General features: G+C 69.5%; 18 protein-coding genes. 5 read left to right on the top strand and 13 right to left on the bottom strand.

Annotation, left to right across the window (positions count from 1 at the left end):
- Positions 1-3: 3 nt before the first annotated feature.
- The 3 genes from ABL312_RS01025 to ABL312_RS01015 form a co-directional block, all read right to left on the bottom strand.
- Positions 4-885 carry a branched-chain amino acid ABC transporter permease gene (locus tag ABL312_RS01025; protein WP_349359515.1) on the bottom strand — a complete coding sequence of 294 codons (882 nt, stop codon included), beginning with the start codon at positions 883-885 and terminating at the stop codon, positions 4-6.
- Positions 886-1,228: 343 nt separating this feature from the next.
- Positions 1,229-1,969 (bottom strand): TetR/AcrR family transcriptional regulator, encoded by a 741-nt coding sequence (locus ABL312_RS01020; protein ID WP_349359514.1) that lies wholly within the window; start codon positions 1,967-1,969, stop codon positions 1,229-1,231.
- A 103-nt stretch (positions 1,970-2,072) separates the two neighbouring features.
- Positions 2,073-3,278, bottom strand: coding sequence for an acetyl-CoA C-acyltransferase (locus ABL312_RS01015; protein WP_349359513.1), 1,206 nt, complete (start codon positions 3,276-3,278; stop codon positions 2,073-2,075).
- 290 nt (positions 3,279-3,568) lie between these two features.
- Between ABL312_RS01015 and ABL312_RS01010 the strand changes: the two genes are divergently transcribed.
- A complete protein-coding gene (locus ABL312_RS01010; RefSeq protein ID WP_349359512.1) occupies positions 3,569-4,624 on the top strand; it encodes a LuxR C-terminal-related transcriptional regulator in 1,056 nt (351 codons plus the stop codon).
- A 196-nt stretch (positions 4,625-4,820) separates the two neighbouring features.
- On the opposite strand, the gene ABL312_RS01005 is transcribed toward ABL312_RS01010, so the two are convergent.
- The 7 genes from ABL312_RS01005 to guaA all read right to left on the bottom strand — a co-directional run bounded on the left by ABL312_RS01005 (position 4,821) and on the right by guaA (position 11,927).
- Positions 4,821-5,378, bottom strand: a complete 558-nt coding sequence (locus ABL312_RS01005) for an RNA polymerase sigma factor (protein ID WP_349359511.1) — start codon at positions 5,376-5,378, stop codon at positions 4,821-4,823.
- 722 nt (positions 5,379-6,100) lie between these two features.
- A complete protein-coding gene (locus tag ABL312_RS01000) occupies positions 6,101-6,847 on the bottom strand; it encodes a hypothetical protein (RefSeq protein ID WP_349359510.1) in 747 nt (248 codons plus the stop codon).
- Positions 6,848-6,968: 121 nt separating this feature from the next.
- Entirely contained in the window at positions 6,969-8,396 is a 1,428-nt protein-coding gene (locus tag ABL312_RS00995) for a multicopper oxidase family protein (RefSeq protein WP_349359509.1), read from the bottom strand.
- Positions 8,393-9,274 carry a CopD family protein gene (locus tag ABL312_RS00990; RefSeq protein WP_349359508.1) on the bottom strand — a complete coding sequence of 294 codons (882 nt, stop codon included), beginning with the start codon at positions 9,272-9,274 and terminating at the stop codon, positions 8,393-8,395. The genes ABL312_RS00995 and ABL312_RS00990 overlap by 4 nt, the downstream gene beginning before the upstream one ends.
- Positions 9,275-9,277: 3 nt before the next feature.
- Positions 9,278-9,655 (bottom strand): copper resistance CopC family protein, encoded by a 378-nt coding sequence (locus ABL312_RS00985; protein ID WP_349359507.1) that lies wholly within the window; start codon positions 9,653-9,655, stop codon positions 9,278-9,280.
- Between the two features lie 164 nt (positions 9,656-9,819).
- Entirely contained in the window at positions 9,820-10,251 is a 432-nt protein-coding gene (locus tag ABL312_RS00980) for a hypothetical protein (RefSeq protein ID WP_349359506.1), read from the bottom strand.
- A 128-nt stretch (positions 10,252-10,379) separates the two neighbouring features.
- Complete coding sequence (gene guaA / locus ABL312_RS00975) at positions 10,380-11,927, bottom strand: glutamine-hydrolyzing GMP synthase (protein WP_349359505.1); 1,548 nt, start codon at positions 11,925-11,927, stop codon at positions 10,380-10,382.
- Between the two features lie 297 nt (positions 11,928-12,224).
- Here guaA and ABL312_RS00970 point away from each other — a divergent pair, with 297 nt between their 5' ends.
- From ABL312_RS00970 to ABL312_RS00960, 3 genes are all read left to right on the top strand, one after another.
- Entirely contained in the window at positions 12,225-13,487 is a 1,263-nt protein-coding gene (locus ABL312_RS00970) for a tetratricopeptide repeat protein (protein WP_349359504.1), read from the top strand.
- 116 nt (positions 13,488-13,603) lie between these two features.
- Positions 13,604-14,242, top strand: coding sequence for a thioredoxin family protein (locus tag ABL312_RS00965; RefSeq protein ID WP_349359503.1), 639 nt, complete (start codon positions 13,604-13,606; stop codon positions 14,240-14,242).
- Positions 14,243-14,247: 5 nt separating this feature from the next.
- Positions 14,248-14,874: a hypothetical protein gene (locus ABL312_RS00960; protein WP_349359502.1), complete on the top strand. Its 627-nt coding sequence runs from the start codon at positions 14,248-14,250 to the stop codon at positions 14,872-14,874.
- A 9-nt stretch (positions 14,875-14,883) separates the two neighbouring features.
- Here the strand turns inward: ABL312_RS00960 and ABL312_RS00955 are convergent, their stop codons facing one another.
- Positions 14,884-15,768, bottom strand: a complete 885-nt coding sequence (locus ABL312_RS00955; protein ID WP_349359501.1) for a LysR substrate-binding domain-containing protein — start codon at positions 15,766-15,768, stop codon at positions 14,884-14,886.
- A 250-nt stretch (positions 15,769-16,018) separates the two neighbouring features.
- On the opposite strand from ABL312_RS00955, the gene ABL312_RS00950 reads away from it, so the two are divergent.
- Positions 16,019-16,345 carry a DUF1127 domain-containing protein gene (locus ABL312_RS00950; RefSeq protein ID WP_349359500.1) on the top strand — a complete coding sequence of 109 codons (327 nt, stop codon included), beginning with the start codon at positions 16,019-16,021 and terminating at the stop codon, positions 16,343-16,345.
- A gap of 284 nt (positions 16,346-16,629) precedes the next feature.
- Here ABL312_RS00950 and ABL312_RS00945 read toward each other — a convergent pair whose 3' ends face one another.
- Both ABL312_RS00945 and ABL312_RS00940 read right to left on the bottom strand, forming a co-directional pair.
- Positions 16,630-17,469, bottom strand: coding sequence for a DUF937 domain-containing protein (locus ABL312_RS00945; RefSeq protein WP_349359499.1), 840 nt, complete (start codon positions 17,467-17,469; stop codon positions 16,630-16,632).
- 106 nt (positions 17,470-17,575) lie between these two features.
- Complete coding sequence (locus ABL312_RS00940; protein WP_349359498.1) at positions 17,576-18,949, bottom strand: glutamate--cysteine ligase; 1,374 nt, start codon at positions 18,947-18,949, stop codon at positions 17,576-17,578.
- Positions 18,950-19,057: the final 108 nt, after the last annotated feature.

Genomic DNA, 19,057 nt, shown 5'->3' with positions numbered 1-19,057 from the left:
GTGCTACACCCTGCGCGCGGTCGCGCGTCCAAACAGGCCCTGCGGCCAGAACATCAGGATCACGACGAGCACGATGAGCGAGGCGAGGTCCTGATAGGCGCCGCCGACCTTGTACGCCATCAGCATCGCCATCACGCCGACGAGCGGGCCGCCGATCAGGGCGCCGGTGTTGTTGCCGATCCCGCCGACGACCGCGGCGATGAAGCCGTTCAGCACATAGCGCAGCCCGGCGTCCGGGCTGACGGAGATGATCGGCGCCACCATGAAGCCGGCGGAGCCGGCGATCATGCCGCTGATGCCGAAGGCGAGGAGTTGCAGTCGACGCACGTTGAGCCCGGCCGCGCGGGCGGCGTCGAAGTCCTGCGACAGGGCGCTGATCGCCAGTCCGGTGAAGGAATGGCGCAGGAACCAGGACAGCAGGAGATACCAGCCGATCATCACGGCGATCGCCAGCAGAAAGGCGCCGGGCGTCTTGACGCCGAAGATCTCGAACGCGGGCGTTACGCCGCCGACGGAATAGGCGAACGGCCCGTAGATCAGCATCAGGATCGCCGCGATGATCACCGAGACCGAGACGGTCGAGATCATCCAGCTGTCCTGCTCGGTGGTGTTGCCGCGCAGCGGCAGCAGCGTCAGCCAGCCCTGCATCGCCACGAAAACGGCGATCACCACGCTGGTGACCGCGAGCATCGCGAGCCACATCGGAAAGCTTGCGTTGTTGGCCAGGAGATAGGCCGCGAACCCCCCGAGGATGAAGATGTTGCCTTGCGCGAAATTCAGGATGCGCGTGGCGTTGTGAACGATGTTGAAGCTCATCGCGATGATCGAGAACAGCGCGCCGATGGCCACGCCTCGCACCACGATGATGGCGATCTCACTGAGCATTTTCCTCCCCCTTAACTCCCGGCACTCAAGGCCTTCGGCGCTCTTTTCGCGAGCATTTCGGTCTGCGTTCCCGAGATACCGGCCCGTTTTTGTCCACCCGACGTCCGGCCGTCCGACGTCCGCCCTCCTCTTGCCGTCCGCCCCCCTCTCCGCGTCCGGGATTCGGCCGCTTTGAAAACCCGACAGCGGCGCGAACGGCCGGCGCCCGACGCCCGTCGGACCCGTCGGACGACGAACGCGTATCGTCACAGCATGCTTGGAAAGTGCGGGACAGGCATCATGCAATCGGACGACGAAGCCGCTTGCGCGCCCCGTCCCGCGGCCTCGAGCGGCGCGGCCGTGGCTATCCCAGAAGCTGCCTCAGGACGGCGACATCGTCGCTCAACGCACGCACCCGGGCGCGCGCCTCTTCCAGCCGACGCGTGTTCTGGTCGTTGGACAACAGGCCCGCCAGAGCGAGATCCGCCATCGCCTCGCCGATCTCCTGGGCGCTCAGGCGGCCGTCGGGCCGATACCAGCGCGACGTCCAGTTGGCCATGCCGATCACCGCGAAGGCGGCGATATGGGTGTCCACCTGACGGAATTCGCCGGCGGCGATGCCCTGCTCGATGCAATCGACATAGTAATCGTAGATCGCCCGGCGCGAGCTGTTGTAGTCGGCGAGCAGATGGTCGGGGATCTGCGCCTCCAGCCGCGCCAGGCGCACGAAGCGCGCACCGCTGGACAGCCGCCGCACCACCCCGTCGACGATGGCCACCCGCAGCCGTTCGGCCGGGCTGTGCGTCGTGTCGTCGGCCAGTTCCCGCAACCGGCTCAAGGGTTCCAGCGCCTCCGTGTCGATCAGCGCCGCCAGGATCTCGTCCTTCGATCCGAAATAATGGTAGATCGCGGAGCGGCCGAGACCGACCTCGCTGGCGATGGCCGCCATGCTGCAGCGATCGTAGCCCTTCTCGTCGAACATGCGCGCGGCGATGTCGAGAAGCTGTTCGCGCACCAGTTCCTTGCGCGGATTGGTGTCGCGCCGCTCCGCCTTCGGCTGACGCGCCTCGCCGCGCTCGCCGGCGCCATCGCCCCCGTTCCCCATTTCCGTCTCTCCCCGGCGGTCCTTCGCCTCGATACATACAGCAGGTTTTCTACCATCGGTGACGCGCGAAGCGGAACCGGCCCCGCGCCGCGCCTGCCCGCCGTCAGCAAAAAATCTCGAACAGGCCGGCCGCCCCCATGCCGCCGCCGATGCACATGGTCACCACGCCGCGCCGCGCCCCCCGCCGGCGCCCCTCGATCAGAAGATGTCCCGACAGACGCGCGCCGGTCATGCCGAAGGGGTGGCCGACCGCAATCGCGCCGCCGTTCACATTGAGCTTCTCCGGATCGAGACCGAGGCGGTCGCGGCAATGGACCGCCTGGCTGGCGAAGGCCTCGTTCAGTTCCCACAGATCGATGTCGTCCACCGTCAGGCCATGCCGGTCCATAAGCTTCGGCACGGCGAGAACGGGACCGATGCCCATCTCCTCCGGCGCGCAGCCCGCCACGGCGATCCCGCGCAGGGCGCCGAGCGGCGCAAGCCCCAGGCGCTCCGCCCGCCGCCCCTCCATCAGAACCAGCGCCGCCGCGCCGTCGGACAGCTGGGAGGAGTTGCCCGCCGTCACGAAACGCCCCTCCTCGACCAGTTCGCCGTTGGAATAGACCGGCGCCAGACCGGTCAGGCGCTCCAGCGTCGTGTCCGCCCGCGCGCCCTCGTCCCGCTCCAGACGCACGTCCTCATGACGCGTCTCGCCGGTCTCGCGATCCTTCACGAGCTTGCGCGTCGGCAGGGGGGCGAGTTCCGCGTCGAAGCGGCCGGCGGCCTGCGCGGCGGCCGTGCGCTGCTGGCTCTGCAGCGCGAAGGCATCCTGCGCGTCGCGGTCGACGCCATGACGGGCGGCGACGAGTTCGGCCGTCTCGATCATGGGCATGTACATATGCGGCCACCGCGCGGTCACCGCCCGGGAGCGGTTGCGATGGGTGTTCTTGTGGGCATTCTGGGTGAGGCTGATCGATTCCACCCCGCCGGCGAGCACCGTCTCCATCCCGTCGAGCACGATTTGCCGCCCCCCGATGGCCAGCGCCATCAGTCCGGACGAGCACATGCGGTCGACCGTCATTCCCGGCACGGTGTCCGGAAGGCCGGCGGCGGCGGCGGTCAGACGCCCGATGTTGTAGCCCTGCGTGCCCTGTTGCGCCGAGCATCCCATGACGACGTCGTCGACCTCGCCGCCTTCGACACCCGCGCGCTCCAGCGCGGCGCGCGCGGCGTGGCCCGACAGCGCCGGCGCCTCCGTGTCGTTGAAGGCTCCCTTGTAGGCTTTCGCGATCGGCGTTCTCGCCACCGAGACGATGACTGCTTCGCGCATGACAACTCCCTGCCCGGATTCTCTTGCCGGGCGCGGCACTGCGCACGCCCGGGACGGTCCCGGCCTTTTTCAGGCGGACCGGCACGAGGCGCATCGTCCAAGAGGACGAGCGGCCCCTCGACCACCACCTGCCGAATATTCAACGCTCAACCGATAAATTGACACTACGTCGATTAATCGGCATGATGGTGAAAATGCCGACACGGATCGGGCAACGCAGCGGTCGGGCCGGGAGCCCGGGCCCGGCGACAAGATCCGGCGCAAGGCATTGCATCGCGGGAGGAAGCGACATGTTCGACACGGGACGGCACACCGCCGAAATTGCGGATCTCATCGAAAGCATCTACGACACGCTCACCGGCGGCGGCACGCTGCGCCAGTGCCTGATGCTGGTGCGCGACGCCACCGGCGCGATGGAGGTGACGCTCGAGATCGAGACCCGGGGCGCCAGCGTTCGCCACCGTCGCCTGACCTCGAGCGCGGCGGAAGTCCGCGACGAGACGGCGCGCGACGCGGGCCAGCGCCAGGAGCTGTTCGCCACCACCGGCGCCCGGATCACCGCCGACTGCGGAGATCCGCAGGAGGACCACTACCGTCTGCATCTGACGCCGAGCCACGACGGTCAGCCGTTTTCGCCGGACGTTCAGCCGCTCGCCGAGGATCTCCTGCGGCACATGCGCCGCGCGCACCGGCTGGCCGCCCGCATCGACCGGTCCGAGCAGGAGCGCAACGTCTATTCCGGCACGCTCGACCGCCTGGCCGTCGGCGCCATCTTCCTCGATGCTCAAGGCCGGGTCATTCACACCACGCGGGTGGCGCGCGACCTGATCGACAGTCAGGACGGATTGCGGCTGTCGCGCGGCACCCTCGCGGCGGCCGACGCGCTCGACAACCGCGCCCTGCAGGCCGCCATTCGCAGCCGGCTCGCGCCCGCCGAGGCCGCGCCCCGGCCGCATCCGCAAACGCTGGTCGTGTCGCGCCCGTCGGGCGCGCGCGAGCTCGGGCTCATCGTGCACAGCCTGAGCAGTGCGCCCGAAGCGCCGGGCGGCTTCGCCGCCGTGGTGATGATCCGCGATCCGGACCAGGGCGGCGAACCGGAGCGCGCGATCCTGCGCAATCTTTTCGCGATGACGGCGGCGGAAGCGGAAGTCGCCTGCAGCCTGACCTCGGGCCTGTCGCTGGACGAAACGGCGCAATCCCTCAACATCAGCCGCAACACGGCCCGCACGCATCTGCGCTCGATCTTCTCCAAGAGCGGCATCAGCCGGCAGACGGAGTTGATGCGCCTGATGCTGAGCAGCGCGGCCATGCTCGGCATGACGCCGATCGCCAGCCCGGACGACTAGAGCAATTTCAGCAAAAGCTGGAGACTTTTGCGCTCGCGAAATTGCGTAAAAACAAAGACATAGAGTATTTTGCGTGATTCGACATTCACGAGAAATGATCCAGAACGGCCGGCGCGACGGTCGGCCTCGCCCGAACGGCTTGTGTGCGGCGGGAGAGGCGTCGGCCGACCCGCCGCGCGACGGGCCGGCCGGACGGTCAGCAATCGCACTCCACGAAGCGACCGTCGCCGCAGGTCGCGCAGATCTCGGCGATGCGCGCCTTCAGGGCACGGCGCGCCCTGTGCAGACGGACTCCCAGATGGTTGAGGGTCACGCCCTGCTCGGCGGCGACCCCGGCGCGGGGCTCCTCCTCCAGATCGATGCGGCGGATGAGATCGGCGTGATCGTCCCTGAGCCGCTGAAGCGCCAGAGGCACGCACCGGCACAGCGGGACGGCCTCCGCCTCGGGCTCGTCCCGGTCCGCGCGCGGTTCGCGCGCATAGGCCTCCTCGCCGCGCCGCCGGCTCGCCCGCCGGCGGTAGTGATCGATCAGCGTGGAGCGCAGAACGCACTGCAGCCAGGCCTCGGCCTGGGCGCCGTCGTCCGGCGCATCGTGGTGCCGCAGCACCTTCAGACAAAAATCCTGATAGGCGTCCTCCACGTCTTCCGGCCGACTCAGGCGCCAGCGCAGGTATCGGACGTAGAGGCTTCGGTTCTCGATCAGGCGCAGATGCGCCGTTCTTGCCGCGCCGGAGGGGCGGACGGATACAGACATGGACGGATCTCCAGGGATCAGCGTGACACAGGGCCGACGGCGGGTCGCACGCCGCGTCGGCACGGATCGATCAGCTTGCCGCCTGGAGACGCGGCGGTCGGAAATGGGAATAGGCGCGCGACCGCGGTCCGGGCGCCCCTGCAAGGCGCACCGGACGCTCGGCACGCAGGCCGATCACCGGAGCGAGCGGCGGGGGCGGAAGGATCGCCACGCAGGGCCCCACGATGCGGCAGCAACGATCGGCCGTTGCGGCCGGGCGCAAGGGCCCCTCGGTGCCCGGGGATGGCGCCGCACGCGCCAGAATGTGCCGCGCAGAGCGGCCGGCCGGCGCGTTCGACCGGGACACCGCCGGGTGATCCGCCGCGATTGCGGCATCGATCATCGGGGGACTGGCGGCGGGCCGCGTCGCTCCGCCGAGCACCACCACGAGCATCGCGGCCAGGGCGAGGCTCCACCCGATGCGCCGCGTCGCCTGCGCCCATCCGGACGTTTTCAAGGTCCTTGGCGACACCATTTCGTCCCCGTGCGATCCCTGTCAGACCGGGCGGCGACGGGGCGACCGACGTCCGGTCTCCTGCCCCGCCGCGGCCCGATATCGGGAACGTGGCGACACTCTGTGTCGATTTCGGGATCCGGGCGGAACGGTCACGGGATCGTGATGACCCCGCGCACGCCGCCGGAGGCGGCGCACCCGGGGAGCACGGGCCGGGCGGCCCGGACGGTCAGTCGTCGCCCGTCGTCGCGTCGCCCTGCCGCATCATGGCGCCCGGCCGGCCCTGCTGCGCCTGCGTGGCCCGCATGGCCGCGCGCCGCTTCTCCATGCGCTCCAGACGCTTGGCCGGCGCGACGATTTCCTCGCCGGTGACCCGGCCGTCGCCATCGGCGTCCAGCGCCTGAAAACGGTCGACCATGCGTGCACGGATCATCGCCGAATGCAGCGCTTCATACTCGTCGAGCGACAGGGTGCCGTTTCCATCGGCATCGTAGGTTTCGAGCTGACCGGCAAGCCCGCTCCGCAGTTCCTCGGCGCCGAGGGTCCCGTCGTCATCGGCATCGAAGGCATCGAGCCACATGCGGCCCATCATTCTTCCCATGGCTCCCTGGCCCATCATGCCCCCCTGGCCCATCATATCTCCCATGGCCCCCTGGCCCATCATTCCTTGCATGCCACCCTGGCCCATCATTCCGGCGCCCATCATGCCGCCGCTCATCATGGCGCGGTGCATCCGATGCATCGCGGGCATCATGCCCTGCCCCATCATTCCCGAGCGCATACCCTGACTCCTCATGCCGGAATTCATGCCCTGGCCCATCATGCCGGAGCCCATGCCCTGGCCCATCATGCCCATTCCGGGCATGTCCGATTGACCGCTCCCGCCGGGGCTTTGGGCCCAAGCCGGCGCGGCCGTCGCCATTGCGAGGGCAAGAGCCGTAGTCAGCGCGAGCGCGGTCATCGATTTGCGTTTCATCGGTTACCTCATGCGTTTCGAACCGGAAGCGGGAAACGCCCCGCTCCTCTCTTCTTCAGACGCATTCAGGCTTTCGAAATTACAGGCCGGCGCCGGCCGTGTGCAGCGCCCCGAGGCGCGGTCAGCTGACATCGAACCATGTGGTCATGCCGGCGGCGGCATGTTCGAGCATGTGGCAGTGGTAGAGCCACTTGCCCGGATTGTCGGCGACAAAGGCGATCCGGGTCGTCTGGTCCGGGCCGATCAGGAAGGTATCGCGCCAGGGGCGTCCCTCGTCGATGTCACTGCCGGAGCGCTGCAGGATCCGGAAATGATGCCCGTGAACATGCATGGCATGAATGAAGGCCGTCTCGTTCACCGTTTCCAGCACGATGGTTTCGCCGCGCCGGGCCGCGAACAACGGCGTTTCGGGCATGTTCGCCACGCCATTGAAGGCCCAGGCCTGACGGGTGCGGCGGAAGTCGCCGCCGCGCATCTCCTCGCCGCGATAGGTCACCGGACCGATCGGGCGCATCGCGCCGCCGGTCATGCGCAGGCGCACCGTGCGCGCGCTCGCGAGATCGGGCTCGGGAAGCGGGTTCGGCCGCACGACAGGCACCTCGCCCGCCCGCTCCGCCGGCGCGTCCGGCGGCTCGCCCGCCCGGATGCGCGCGAGCGGAAGGGGAGCGGCGCCGGACACATCCTCCAGCGGGATCTGCGTTCCCGCCTCGGGCACCACCAGAAGATCGACGCGCTGCGCCGGCCCCAGAAGAAGCGGCGCATAGGCGAGCCGCACCGGCTCGGGCAGCGCCTGCCCGTCGTAGGCAAGCACACGAGCGTCGAAGCGGTTCGGATCGAGCGCGAATATGCGCGCGTTGGAGGCGTTGATCAGCCGCAGCCGGCAGGGCATGTCCGCCGGCACCGTCAACAGCGGATCCACCCGGCCGTTGACCGTCACGCGGTTGCCGAGCCGCCCGGCATGGCTCCAGTCCATCAGCGACCCGAGGCTGGCGAGATCCAGCCGACCGTCGTCGCCCACCACCCAGTCGTCGAGCATGAGCGTCAGATCCCGTTCCGGCGGGAAGGCCGGGACCTCCTCCTCCACGATCAGCGCTCCGTAGAGCCCGCGCGCGACCTGATTCCAGCTCTTGTTGTGGGCGTGGTACCAATAGGTTCCGGCATCGGGCGCGACGAAGTCGTAGGCGAAGGTCTCCCCCGGCGCGATCGGCGCCTGTGTCAGCCCGGCGACCCCGTCCATCGCATTGGCGAGGCGCAGGCCATGCCAATGCACGGAGGTCGGCTCTTCCAGCCGATTGGTCAGGCGCACGCGCACCCGGGCGCCGCGGGTGACCCGAATCTCCGGACCGGGCGCGCTGGCATTGTACGTCCACAGATTGGACGGCAGCGCGTCAGCCGCGCCGATGGGCGCGCGCGACGGCCCCGCGACAAGATCGATAACCCCGCCGGCCGTCGCCCGCGCATCGCGCGCCAGGGCGAGGCCGGGGGCCCGGGCGGCGAGCAGCGCCGTGCCCGCCCCCGCGAGAAATCCGCGTCGTGACAAAGCCATCATGCGGCCTCCGGAACGGTGAAGGAGGTGGTCATGACCGCGGTCATCGCGAACACGGCCACAAACGCGAGCGCTTCCAATGCGAGCGCCCGGCGGAAACGGAAACCGGCCTCGGCGCCGCCCGACGCAAGCGCCGGCACGAAGCGCCACTTGTTGAGCGCGGCGATGCCCAGAACGAGCGCGACCAGCCCGAGCTTGGCGAGCAGCACCTGTCCGTAGCCCGCGGTCACGAGCGGAACAAGACCGCCGAGCAGCACATAGGCGAAGCCCGCCCCCGCCAGGACCAGCACGGGCACGACGACACTCGCCTGACGCCCGAATCGCTCGGCAATCTCGGCTGCCCGGCGCCTGTCGTCTGACGCGCCGGCCAGGCGGTAGAGCGGGGCCAATGCCCCGACCCAGTAGGCGAGCGCCAGCAGGTGGATCGTCACCAGCCCGCCGAGCGCCCACTGCGGCGCCCGCGTGGCATGGCCGGTCAGGGCGAAGGAACCGGCGACAAGCACCGCGCCGACAAGCGTCGCCGGACCCCGCAAGGGGCGGACCAGGGCGGCGAGCAGAAGGAGGCCGAGCCCGGCAAGGCGGACGCCGGTCGAGGCGCCGAGCGGTCCGTCCAGGCTGATCATGAGGATGTCGGGGTCCGTCATGCCGGCCCACTCGTCCAGCATGCGCCCGCCCTGCACCATCACGCGGACCACGGTGGCCGCGATCGCGAGCAGGGTTGCGCCGATCGCCAGCCGGCGAAGTGCGCCGGCCACCGCGACGCCAACGCGCGGCATCGCGATGGCAAACAGCAGCGAGCCCACTGCAACGAGACTCGAGGCATAGAGAACCAGCTTGCTCGCGGCCGCGAGCAAGCTCCAGGTGTCGAACAGATCGGTCAAGGCTCACTCCCCCGCGACGGAGAAGGAGAAGCCGCCGGTCATCACATGCCCATCCGCCCCGAGCGCCCGCCAGCGCACGCGATACAGGCCCGCGCCATCCAGATCGGGCGTCAGGGTGATGGTCTCGATCTTCGCGCGGGTGGGAATGGCAACGCCGATGTCGTCGCTGCGGCCGCCGCGCTCGCGGACGATGTCCACCTTCATCAGCCGGGCGGGATCGGAAAAGCGCAACTCGAGGCGTTCTGGCGCCGACGCCAGTCGGGCGCCGTCGGGCGGCACCGTCCCGCTCTTTTCGGCGTGCGCCAGACCCGGCGTCGCCGCCAGGCCGTTCGTCAGGCCGGCGATCACGCCGGCAGTCACCACAGTCGCAATTGTCTTCATTGCATGTCTTCCAGATGTGTCCGCGACGGGCGCCTTTCGCACAGACCTCGCGCAAGAGCCGTGCGCACGCCCAAACGGGGCGTCGGCAGGCCGGCGCCGGGTGACGCGCCGTCGACGGTGTCGGGGATCGACCCGCGCGCGGCCGAACCACGGCGCGGGCAAGCTCACACGCTCTGGAAGCGGACGCGTGGCGGAGGCAGGTCGACGGACGTTGCCCGCCCCGGCGCGAGATCGCGCAAGGGGCGCGGCTGCCGGCAGCCGTGGCAGATGGCGGAGGCTGCTTCTGCGGCGCTCACCGGCAGCGCGGGCGCGCCGCAATGAGAGACGAAAATCGACGGAGCCGTGGTCGTGCAGTCCCGGGACGGACCGACCGTCTGGCGCGGGGCGGCAGGGCGGAGCGCGGTCTGCGAAGCATCGCCGCGACGGGACGCTGGCGCCGCGCCGGGCGCACCCTGAACCGCCAGCACCGTGCCGCCCTCCCTTGCGGATTGCGGGACGCCGGCGCCGCCGTGCGCGGCGACCGTGCCGACCAGCATGGCAAGCCCGGCCGCGAAAACGGTCAGGACAATCGAGAGGCGGACGATGGCGCGCGGCAAAGCGGGCATGACCTTCCTGGGCACAGGGAGCGACGGTCGCGATCTCGCAACGCGATTGTGGCCAAAGTCGGTCGGCCGTCCCGGTCGGAATGTCGCAGCCCGTTAGCGGCTGCCCCGCGGGGCCCCGCTCACTCCCACTCGATGGTGCCCGGCGGCTTGGAGGTCACGTCGTAGACGACACGGTTGATGCCCCTGACCTCGTTGATGATGCGCGTCGCGGCGCGGCCGAGGAACTCCATGTCGTAGTGGAAGAAGTCGGCCGTCATGCCGTCGACCGAGGTCACGGCCCTCAGTGCACAGACGAATTCATAGGTGCGCCCGTCGCCCATGACGCCGACCGTCTGGACCGGCAGCAGCACGGCGAAGGCCTGCCAGATCGCGTCGTAGAGACCCGCCTTGCGGATCTCGTCGAGATAGATCGCGTCGGCCTTGCGCAGGATCTCCAGCTTCTCGCGGGTCACGCCGCCCGGGCAGCGGATCGCGAGCCCCGGTCCCGGGAAGGGATGGCGGCCGACGAAGGCGTCGGGCAGGCCAAGCTCGCGGCCCAGTTCCCGCACCTCGTCCTTGAACAATTCGCGCAACGGCTCGACGAGCTTCATGTTCATGCGCTCGGGCAGGCCGCCGACGTTGTGGTGCGACTTGATCGTCACCGACGGCCCGCCGGTGAAGGACACGCTTTCGATCACGTCCGGATAGAGCGTGCCCTGCGCCAGGAAATCGGCGCCACCGATCTTCTTGGCCTCGGCCTCGAACACCTCGATGAACAGCCGGCCGATGGTCTTGCGCTTGATCTCGGGGTCGCTCTCGCCCTCCAGCGCGCCGATGAAAGTGTCGGCGGCGTCCACATGGACGAGCGGGATATTGTAATGTTCGCGGAAGAGCGAGACGACCTGATCCGCCTCGTTCATGCGCATCAGGCCATGGTCGACGAAGATGCAGGTGAGCTGGTCGCCGATCGCCTCGTGGATGAGGACGGCGGCGACCGCGCTGTCGACGCCGCCGGACAGGCCGCAGATCACCTTGCCGTCGCCGACCTGGGCGCGGATGCGGGCCTTGGCGTCCTCGCGGAAGGCCGCCATCGTCCAGTCGCCGGCAAGGCCCGCGATCCTGTGCACGAAGTTGGACAGGAGCTTCGCGCCGTCCGGCGTGTGCACCACCTCCGGGTGGAACTGCACGGCGTAGAACCGCCGCGCCTCGTCGGCGATGGCGGCAAAGGGCGCGCCATCGGACACGGCGACCGCCGTGAAGCCCTCGGGCAGCGCCGTCACCCGGTCGCCGTGGCTCATCCACACCTGATGCCGGCTGCCGACCTCCCACACGCCCTCGAAGAGCGCGCAGTCGCTGACCACATCCACATAGGCGCGACCGAATTCGCGATGGTCGGAGCCTTCCACGCCGCCGCCGAGCTGGGCGACCATGGTCTGCTCGCCGTAGCAGATGCCGAGCACCGGCACGCCGGCGTCGAAAACCTTTTGCGGGGCGCGCGGGGTCGTCGCCTCGGTCACGCTCGCCGGGCCGCCGGAAAGGATCACCGCGTTCGGGCGAAGCTCCTCGAAGGCCTGATCGGCGGACTGGAAGGGCACGATCTCCGAATAGACGCCGGCCTCGCGCACGCGGCGCGCGATCAGCTGGGTCACCTGGGAGCCGAAGTCGATAATGAGGACGCAGTCTGTCATGCGCCGCTTCTACCCAAAGCGTCGCGGGTTTTGAACCGAAATCTGCGCGCCCGTCGCCGGGCTGCCGCAATCTGGCGCGAAGACTGCGGATAACGTCGCCCCCGCCGCCTGCCACGGCGGGCCATCCTTTGACCCGCCGCCACCGCACCCGTAGGCTCGGCAGGCGTTCGCGGCCACGAGTCGCGGCCGCGAAGGGGGCCGGGCGCGAAGATTTCGCGCAGGAACCACGCGGGCGGGGATCCTCCACACTCGCGCGCGCGTTTTTCAAGGGAGCCGCGTCATGCGGACAGATCGTCCATGAGTTCACAGCCCCCCACCTTCGTGCGTCCCGGCGAGAAGGACATGGACCAGGCGCTCGCCGACGCGGCGGCGCAGGAGGCCAGTGGCGATCCGGATGGCGCGCTCAGGGTCTATCTGGAGCTGGTGCAGCGCGACGACCGGGCCCATGAGGCAAAGTACCGGGCCGGCACGGCGCTGATGCGGCGCGGCGATCTGGACGAGGCGGTGACCTTGCTGCGCCAGGTGTCCTTCGCCTGCCCCGATCACGTTCCCGCCCGCGCCAACCTGGGCAACGCGCTGCTGTTGCTGGAGCGCATCGAGCCGGCGCGCGATGCCTTTCTGGCCGTGCTCGAGCGCGCCCCGGACAACCGCAACGCGCTCTACGGCCTGGCCACCGTGCTGATGCGTCTGGGACGGCCGGACGAAGCCGCCCCCTTCGCGCTGCGCCTGAAGGAGCTGCTCCCCGGGTCGGCCGCCGTGCTGACGCTGGATGCCGATGCGCAGGCCGCGCTGAACCGGGTCGCGCCGGCGATCGCGCAATACCGCCAGGCCCTGCGCATCGATCCGGCCTACGGGCCGGCGCTCACCGGGCTGGCCGAAACGCTGTTCCGGCAGAACCGGCTCGACGACGCGGAAGACTACGCCCGCAAGGCCGCGCACATTCAGCCCGAGTCGGCGTCCCTGCAGGCCCTGCTCGGCCGCATCCTGCTGGCGCGCGACGATCTGTCCGGGGCGCTGGCCGCCTTCGATGCCGCCCAGACCCGCGAGCCGGAGAATCCCGACCACGCGGTGCAATTGTCCTCCTGCTACCGGCGCGCCGGCGATCTCATCGGCGCCCTGCGGCAGGCGCGCTATGCCTGGGAACTCGATCCCACCGGCAAGGCCGCGGCCAATGCGCTCGGCACGGCGCTCGCGGCCGCCGGCGCGGCGCAGCGCGCGCGCACCGTGCTGATGTGCCAGGGCCAGCGGGACAAGGTGCCCGACGGCTTCTGGGAGGAGGTCGAGGCGCTGATCGTCCACCTGGACACCCAGGCCCGCACGGCCGCCGCGAAGCGCGACGCGCAGGAGCGCGCGGCGGAGACGGAGCCGGCGGCAGACCTCGACGGCGCGCACGGGGTCGCGGCTCTCCCGGACGCGGATCCCGATGAGCGGGAGGCCACCGACGCGGAGGCCATCGAGGCGAATGCCAACGAAGCGGGCGCGACGACGGCCCGGCGCAAGAGCCCCGCGCCGGATGCGGACGAGCCGGAAACCCTGCCGCTCTTTCCCGACGACCCCTGACCGATCCCCCCGACCGATCCCCCCGACCGGCGTGCCCACGCACCTGCACGGAACGCGTGCATGGCTCCCTCCGACCTGATACATTCTGGTGAATGAATATGTCGGGGAGGACGAGGATGATCACGCGCAGGACATTCGGGCGCGGCCTGCTGGCCGCCGGCGGCATCGCGGCAGTCGGAGCGGGGGGTGGCGGAGGTGCGTCCCGCGCGCGGGCCGCGACGCTTGGCGACGACGGGCTCTACAAGCAGGACTGGTTCGTCGAAAGCTTTCTGGAACTCTCCGACGACATCGCCGAGGCGCAGGACGCGGGCAAGCATTTCGTCGTGATGTTCGAGCAGGCCGGCTGCCCCTTCTGCCGCAAGACGCATGAAGTCAATCTCCAGCGCGCGGATTACCTGCCCTATCTGAAGGAGAATTTCGCGATCCTGCAGCTCGATCTGTTCGGCGCCCGCGAGGTCGTGGATTTCGACGGCGAGGCAATGGAGGAGCGCGCGCTCGGCCGCCGCTGGCTCGTCAATTTCACGCCGACGATCCTGTTCTTCCCGATGCAAGCCGACACGGTGATCGGCCAGCCCGGGCGCCAGGGCGAACTCGCCCGCATCCAGGGCTATCTGCCGCCCTTCTACTTCTACCATTTCTTCGAATGGGTGCGCTCCGGCGCGCATGAAACCCAAGGCTTCCAGCGCTACGCCAACGACCGGGTCAATCAGCTGCGCGAGCAAGGCACGGACCCGGACGCCTGGCGGCTCGGATAACCCGGATGCCGCTGCAAAACCGCGTCGCGCCGGATGGCGCCCTGCATGCCACGCCCCATCGCGGCACGCTCATGGGCAATCGCGGCGGGCGGCTGCACGATCCCGCGACGCGGCGGCTCCTGTCGCAGGGGTGGCGCTCGATCCGCTGGATCGCCTGCACCCTGTGTTTTCGCAGGCGCCATCGCGACGTGATGGGGGCGGGCTATACGGAATTGTTCTTTCTCGACGAGGTGACCGCGCTCGCCGACGGCCACCGCCCCTGCTTCGAGTGCCGGCGGGCCGACGCCCTGCGGTTTCAGGCGGCGTGGCAGACCGCTCACGCGCTGCCCACGCCCCCGCGCGCCAGCGAGATGGACGCACTGCTGCACCGCGAACGGCGCACAGGTCGCACCAAACGCACCCTGCGCCGTCCCCTGTCGGACCTCCCGCCGGGCAGCATGATCCGCATGGGCGACACCCCTCTGGCGGTGCGCGAGACCGGTCTGCTCCCCTGGTCCTTCGCCGGCTATGGGGCGCAAATCGCCCGACCGGCATGCGAGACGCTGGTGGAGCTTCTGACGCCGCCGGCGGTCGTCGCCGCCTTGCAGGCGGGGTACCGTCCGCTGTGGCACGCCAGCGCCGGCCCGTGCTGAACGCGGCGCCTATTCGGCGGCGTTCATCTGCACGGAGACATTGCCGATCGCGGCCTGGATATGGGCGCAGAGCGCGTCATGCACCGGATCGGTGGCCCCTGCGGCGCGCACCAGCGTGATGTCGCAGGGCGGCAGCGGCGGAAAGCCGTCGCCCTCGCCCAGAATGCGCATGCCTGAGCGCACCGCGCTTTCCGGCAGCACGGCGACCGCGAGCCCCGCCTGCACCGCGCCGATCAGCGCGGCGGCGCTCGACGACGTGTAGGACACGACATGGCGGCGGCCGACGCGATCCAGCGCCGCCACCGCCTGCGCCCGCCAGGAACAATTGTTCGGGCCGAGCGCAAGACGCAGCGTCTCCTCGCAATGCAGGCACAGCTTGGCCGGCGCAACCCAGTGCAAGGGCTCGCGGCGGATCACGTCGCCAGCGATATCCTTGCAATCGTCGGAGGTGATGATCGCGAGATCCAGATCGCCGCGCCGGATCAGATCCACCGTGGACAAGGATCCCTGACACTGCACGGCGATCTCGATCGCCGGGTTCAGCCGGGCGAAGGCGGCCAGCACCTGCGGCAACAGACGTTCGGCATAATCGTCGGGCAGGCCGAGCCGCACCCGCGCGACCGTGGTGGGCTCGGTGAACTGGCACAGCGTCTCGTCGTTCAGCCGGATCATCCGCTGCGCAAAGTCGATCAGCCTGTGCCCGTCCTCCGTCAGGCGCGACTGGCGGCCGTCCTTGACGAAGATCGGCCGCTCCAGCCGTTCCTCGAGCCGTTTCATCTGCATGGAAACGGCCGACTGGGTCTTGTTGACCGCCTCCGCCGCCTTCGTGAAGCTGCCAAGCTCCGCGATGGCCAGAAACGTGCGCAACTGGTCGATGTCCAGAGCATGCGGCATGGATCGCGTCTCCCGTGTCTCGACGCCTTTCGTCGAGGCCCTGCGTCAAGGCCTCCCGGCGGGCCATCAAGGCCAGGCCCTAATACATCACCGATTGAGATCAGTATCCATTCAAAACATTCGATTGTCTCATTATTAAGCCTGACTTACCGTTCCAGTCATCGCAACAGCAAACCCCGCACCGACCTGTCCGGTCGTGCCGCTGACACCAGGCGTTTCCCCGCGAGGCGCCGGAAAGGAGACTGACGCCATGTCGCAGACCTGTGACCCGCGCGCGCCCGCCGCGCCTCCCTGCCCTCCGTCCCGCGGATCCGCGCTCCAGGCCGGACGCGGCGCGCTTGTCGCCGGCGCCGCGCCGGTGGCGGGCCTCATCGCCACGCTGTGGCGGCGCTACCGCAACCGGCGTCAGATCACGCGGCTTCTCGACATGGACGAGCGCATGCTGCGCGACCTCGGAATCGAACGCGCCGACGTTCAGGCCGCGCTCTACGGCGACCACGGGCTCGATCCGAGCGTGAAGCTGAGCCTCTTGCGCAACCGCTCGGCCAATCGCGCCCGGCCGGCCCGGCGTCCCTGACCACACCTCGAGTGCGCCCGGGCCGGCGACCGGCTGCCCGTCGGTCGCCCGCACATCGGCAATCCTGCGCTGATCGTCTTGCCAACGACCCGCGCGCGGCACGCCCCTTCCGCCGCGCGCCCGGTCCGCAAGGCCCTGTCGGCCCCTCGCCGACGCACCTGGCCCGCCCTTCGGGGCGGGCTTTTTTTTGGCGCGCCACGTTTTTTTTTGCGCGCCACGTTTTGTACGCCACGGACGAGCGAAGCCCGGCATCCCCGGTCAGGAGAGCCCCCGCGGGATCCGAATCAGGAGCGGGTGCGCCCCTCCGAGGACACCTTCTCGAAAAACGTCTCGAAGCCGCGGATCTGCGTGTCCTGGATGTCGCGGCCGAGCGCGATCCAGCGATCCAGCAGGGCGGCGTCGCGGTCCGTCGGCGCGTCGTTCGGTGCCTCGTCTGCGGGCGCGTCGTCTGCGGGCGCTTCGGCGTTGGGCGCATCGTCGTTGGGCGTGACGGAGGCCTGTTGGCCCGGGCTGTCGGTGTCCGGCGCTTTCGTTCCGGTCGCGGGCGCGGCCTCCGGGCGCCCCGGTTGCTCGAACAGGCCCAGATAGCCGTCCCAGAAGGAGCGCATCGCCTCGGTGTAGGGCGCCATCATCCGCATGGGATTGGGCGCCGGTTTCGGTCGCCCGCGCGCATAGCCGGCGAGAAAGGCGTCCAGCAGGTCCCGGGCCGGCCCGCCGGTGAACTGGCGCGCCACCTGGCCGAGCGCGAGCGTGGCGACGACCGGCATCAGCGTTTCCACGCCGGGGCGCTCCAGACCGGTCTGCCGGGCCACGAAATCCGCCAGCGCGCGCTGCGTCTCCGCCGTGCCGAAGAACAGCGCCAGCGGCTCGCCGACCAGACCGTCGGGATCGGGCAGCGAGCGGATGCGCCCGGGCCCGGGCATCAGCGCCATCAGCGTCTCGAGGCTGGACGGCGAGGTCGCGAAGCGGCGCAGGCCGGCAAAGGCGGCCGGCATCAGCGCCTCGGCCGCGCGCAGGATATCGCCCTCGCTCCAGCCGAACTGCCGCTGCATCCGCTCGACCACGGCAGCCGGGTCGAAGGCAGCGGGATCGAAGGCAGCCGGAGATGGAAATCCGTCGCTCATGGCGCGCCCTTCCTGGTTGCGGGGCCCCATCATCGGCGCTTGCACCGGGTCGGTCAAATCCGTCACCGCGCGGATGCCGCGCGGGTTGACGGCCGGATCTCAGGGATCAGTAGGCGTAATCCGCGAAGGCGCGGGCCAGATCGCCCTTCCACTCGCCGTGATAGCGGCGCAGCATGACATCGGCCGGCGACAGTCCGCTCGCCAGCGTCTCCTCGACAGCCGCGAGATGCACGCGCTCGTCCTGGCCGCCGTCGTTGATGCGCGCGCGCCGCTTGAGCCCCTCGCGGGAGAGCGCCGCCATCTCCTTGGCGATCTCCAGAACGGTCGTCCCGCGGAACGGCGTCTCCAGACCGCCGCGCGGCACCGCGTCGCGCAGGGCCGCGCGCTCACCGTCCGTCCAATCGCGCACCATCTGCCACGCCTGATCGAGAATGCCGGGATCGTAGAGCAGCCCGACCCAGAGCGCGGGCAGCGCGCAGATGCGCCGCCAGGGGCCGCCATCCGCGCCGCGCATTTCCAGATATTTCTTCAGCCGCACATCCGGGAACAGGGTCGAGAGGTGGTTGTTCCAGTCGCCGAGCGTCGGCTCGGGGTCGGGAATCACGCCCTTGAGCGCGCCGTTCATGAACTGGCGGAAGGTCGTGCCGGTCACATCGTGATAGGCGCTGCCGCGCTTGACGAAATACATCGGCACGTCGATCGCCCATTCGACATAGGCCTCGAAGCCGAAGCCCTCGTCGAAGGCGATGGGCAGCCCGCCGGAGCGGTCGTTGTCCGTGTCCTTCCAGATCTCGGCGCGGAACGACCTGAAGCCGTTCGGCTTGCCGTCGGTGAAGGGCGAATTGGCGAAGATCGCGGTGGCCACCGGCTGCAGCGCCAGACCGACCCGCATCTTCTTGCGCATGTCGGCCTCGTCGGCGAAGTCGAGGTTCACCTGGATCGTGGAGGTGCGATACATCATGTCGAGGCCGAGCGTGCCGACCTTCGGCATGTAGCGCGTCATGATCTCGTAGCGCGACTTGGGCATCGCCGGCACGTCCTCGCGCCGCCAGGTCGGCGTCATGCCGAGACCGAGGAAGCCGATGCCGAGCGGTTCGGCCACCTGCCGCACCTGCGCCAGATGGCAATTGGTCTCGCGGCAGGTCTGGTGCAGGTTTTCCAGCGGCGCGCCGGAAAGCTCGAACTGCCCGCCCGGCTCGATGGAGATCGCGCCGCCGCCGACCGGATCCGCCAGACCGATGATCAGCCCGTTGTCGTCGATCCGTTCCCATCCGAGCAGGCGCTCCATGCCCGACAGCACGGCCTCCACGCCGCGTTCCCCGGCATAGGGAATCGGCGACAGATCCGCGACGTTGAAGCCGAATTTCTCGTGTTCGGTGCCGATGCGGAAGTCGCTGGGCGGCTTGCATCCGGCCTCGAGCGTCGCGGCGAGCTCCGCCACCCCGCCAACCGGGGTGATGTCGATGGTGTCGCGGGCCATGATCGGTAATCCTTCGAATGGTCGGCGCGCACCATACTCAGCCGCCTGCGGCAAAACAAATGCGATTTTTCGTGATCCGACGCCAAAGGCCGGGTCGCCGAAAACCGT

The sequence above is a fragment of the Stappia sp. genome (genome assembly GCF_040110915.1).
GTDB lineage: Bacteria > Pseudomonadota > Alphaproteobacteria > Rhizobiales > Stappiaceae > Stappia.
This window is presented reverse-complemented; position numbering and strand designations above follow the sequence as displayed.

Bases quoted from the DNA above. Each gene is read 5' to 3' on its own strand.
- guaA (WP_349359505.1), bottom strand. From the start codon at position 11,927: ATGACAGACTGCGTCCTCATTATCGACTTCGGCTCCCAGGTGACCCAG.
- ABL312_RS00940 (WP_349359498.1), bottom strand. From the start codon at position 18,949: ATGGCCCGCGACACCATCGACATCACCCCGGTTGGCGGGGTGGCGGAG.
- ABL312_RS00955 (WP_349359501.1), bottom strand. From the start codon at position 15,768: ATGCCGCATGCTCTGGACATCGACCAGTTGCGCACGTTTCTGGCCATC.
- ABL312_RS01015 (WP_349359513.1), bottom strand. From the start codon at position 3,278: ATGCGCGAAGCAGTCATCGTCTCGGTGGCGAGAACGCCGATCGCGAAA.
- ABL312_RS00950 (WP_349359500.1), top strand. From the start codon at position 16,019: ATGTCGCAGACCTGTGACCCGCGCGCGCCCGCCGCGCCTCCCTGCCCT.
- ABL312_RS00945 (WP_349359499.1), bottom strand. From the start codon at position 17,469: ATGAGCGACGGATTTCCATCTCCGGCTGCCTTCGATCCCGCTGCCTTC.
- ABL312_RS01010 (WP_349359512.1), top strand. From the start codon at position 3,569: ATGTTCGACACGGGACGGCACACCGCCGAAATTGCGGATCTCATCGAA.
- ABL312_RS01020 (WP_349359514.1), bottom strand. From the start codon at position 1,969: ATGGGGAACGGGGGCGATGGCGCCGGCGAGCGCGGCGAGGCGCGTCAG.
- ABL312_RS01005 (WP_349359511.1), bottom strand. From the start codon at position 5,378: ATGTCTGTATCCGTCCGCCCCTCCGGCGCGGCAAGAACGGCGCATCTG.
- ABL312_RS01000 (WP_349359510.1), bottom strand. From the start codon at position 6,847: ATGAAACGCAAATCGATGACCGCGCTCGCGCTGACTACGGCTCTTGCC.
- ABL312_RS00960 (WP_349359502.1), top strand. From the start codon at position 14,248: ATGCCGCTGCAAAACCGCGTCGCGCCGGATGGCGCCCTGCATGCCACG.
- ABL312_RS01025 (WP_349359515.1), bottom strand. From the start codon at position 885: ATGCTCAGTGAGATCGCCATCATCGTGGTGCGAGGCGTGGCCATCGGC.
- ABL312_RS00985 (WP_349359507.1), bottom strand. From the start codon at position 9,655: ATGAAGACAATTGCGACTGTGGTGACTGCCGGCGTGATCGCCGGCCTG.
- ABL312_RS00965 (WP_349359503.1), top strand. From the start codon at position 13,604: ATGATCACGCGCAGGACATTCGGGCGCGGCCTGCTGGCCGCCGGCGGC.
- ABL312_RS00970 (WP_349359504.1), top strand. From the start codon at position 12,225: ATGAGTTCACAGCCCCCCACCTTCGTGCGTCCCGGCGAGAAGGACATG.
- ABL312_RS00995 (WP_349359509.1), bottom strand. From the start codon at position 8,396: ATGATGGCTTTGTCACGACGCGGATTTCTCGCGGGGGCGGGCACGGCG.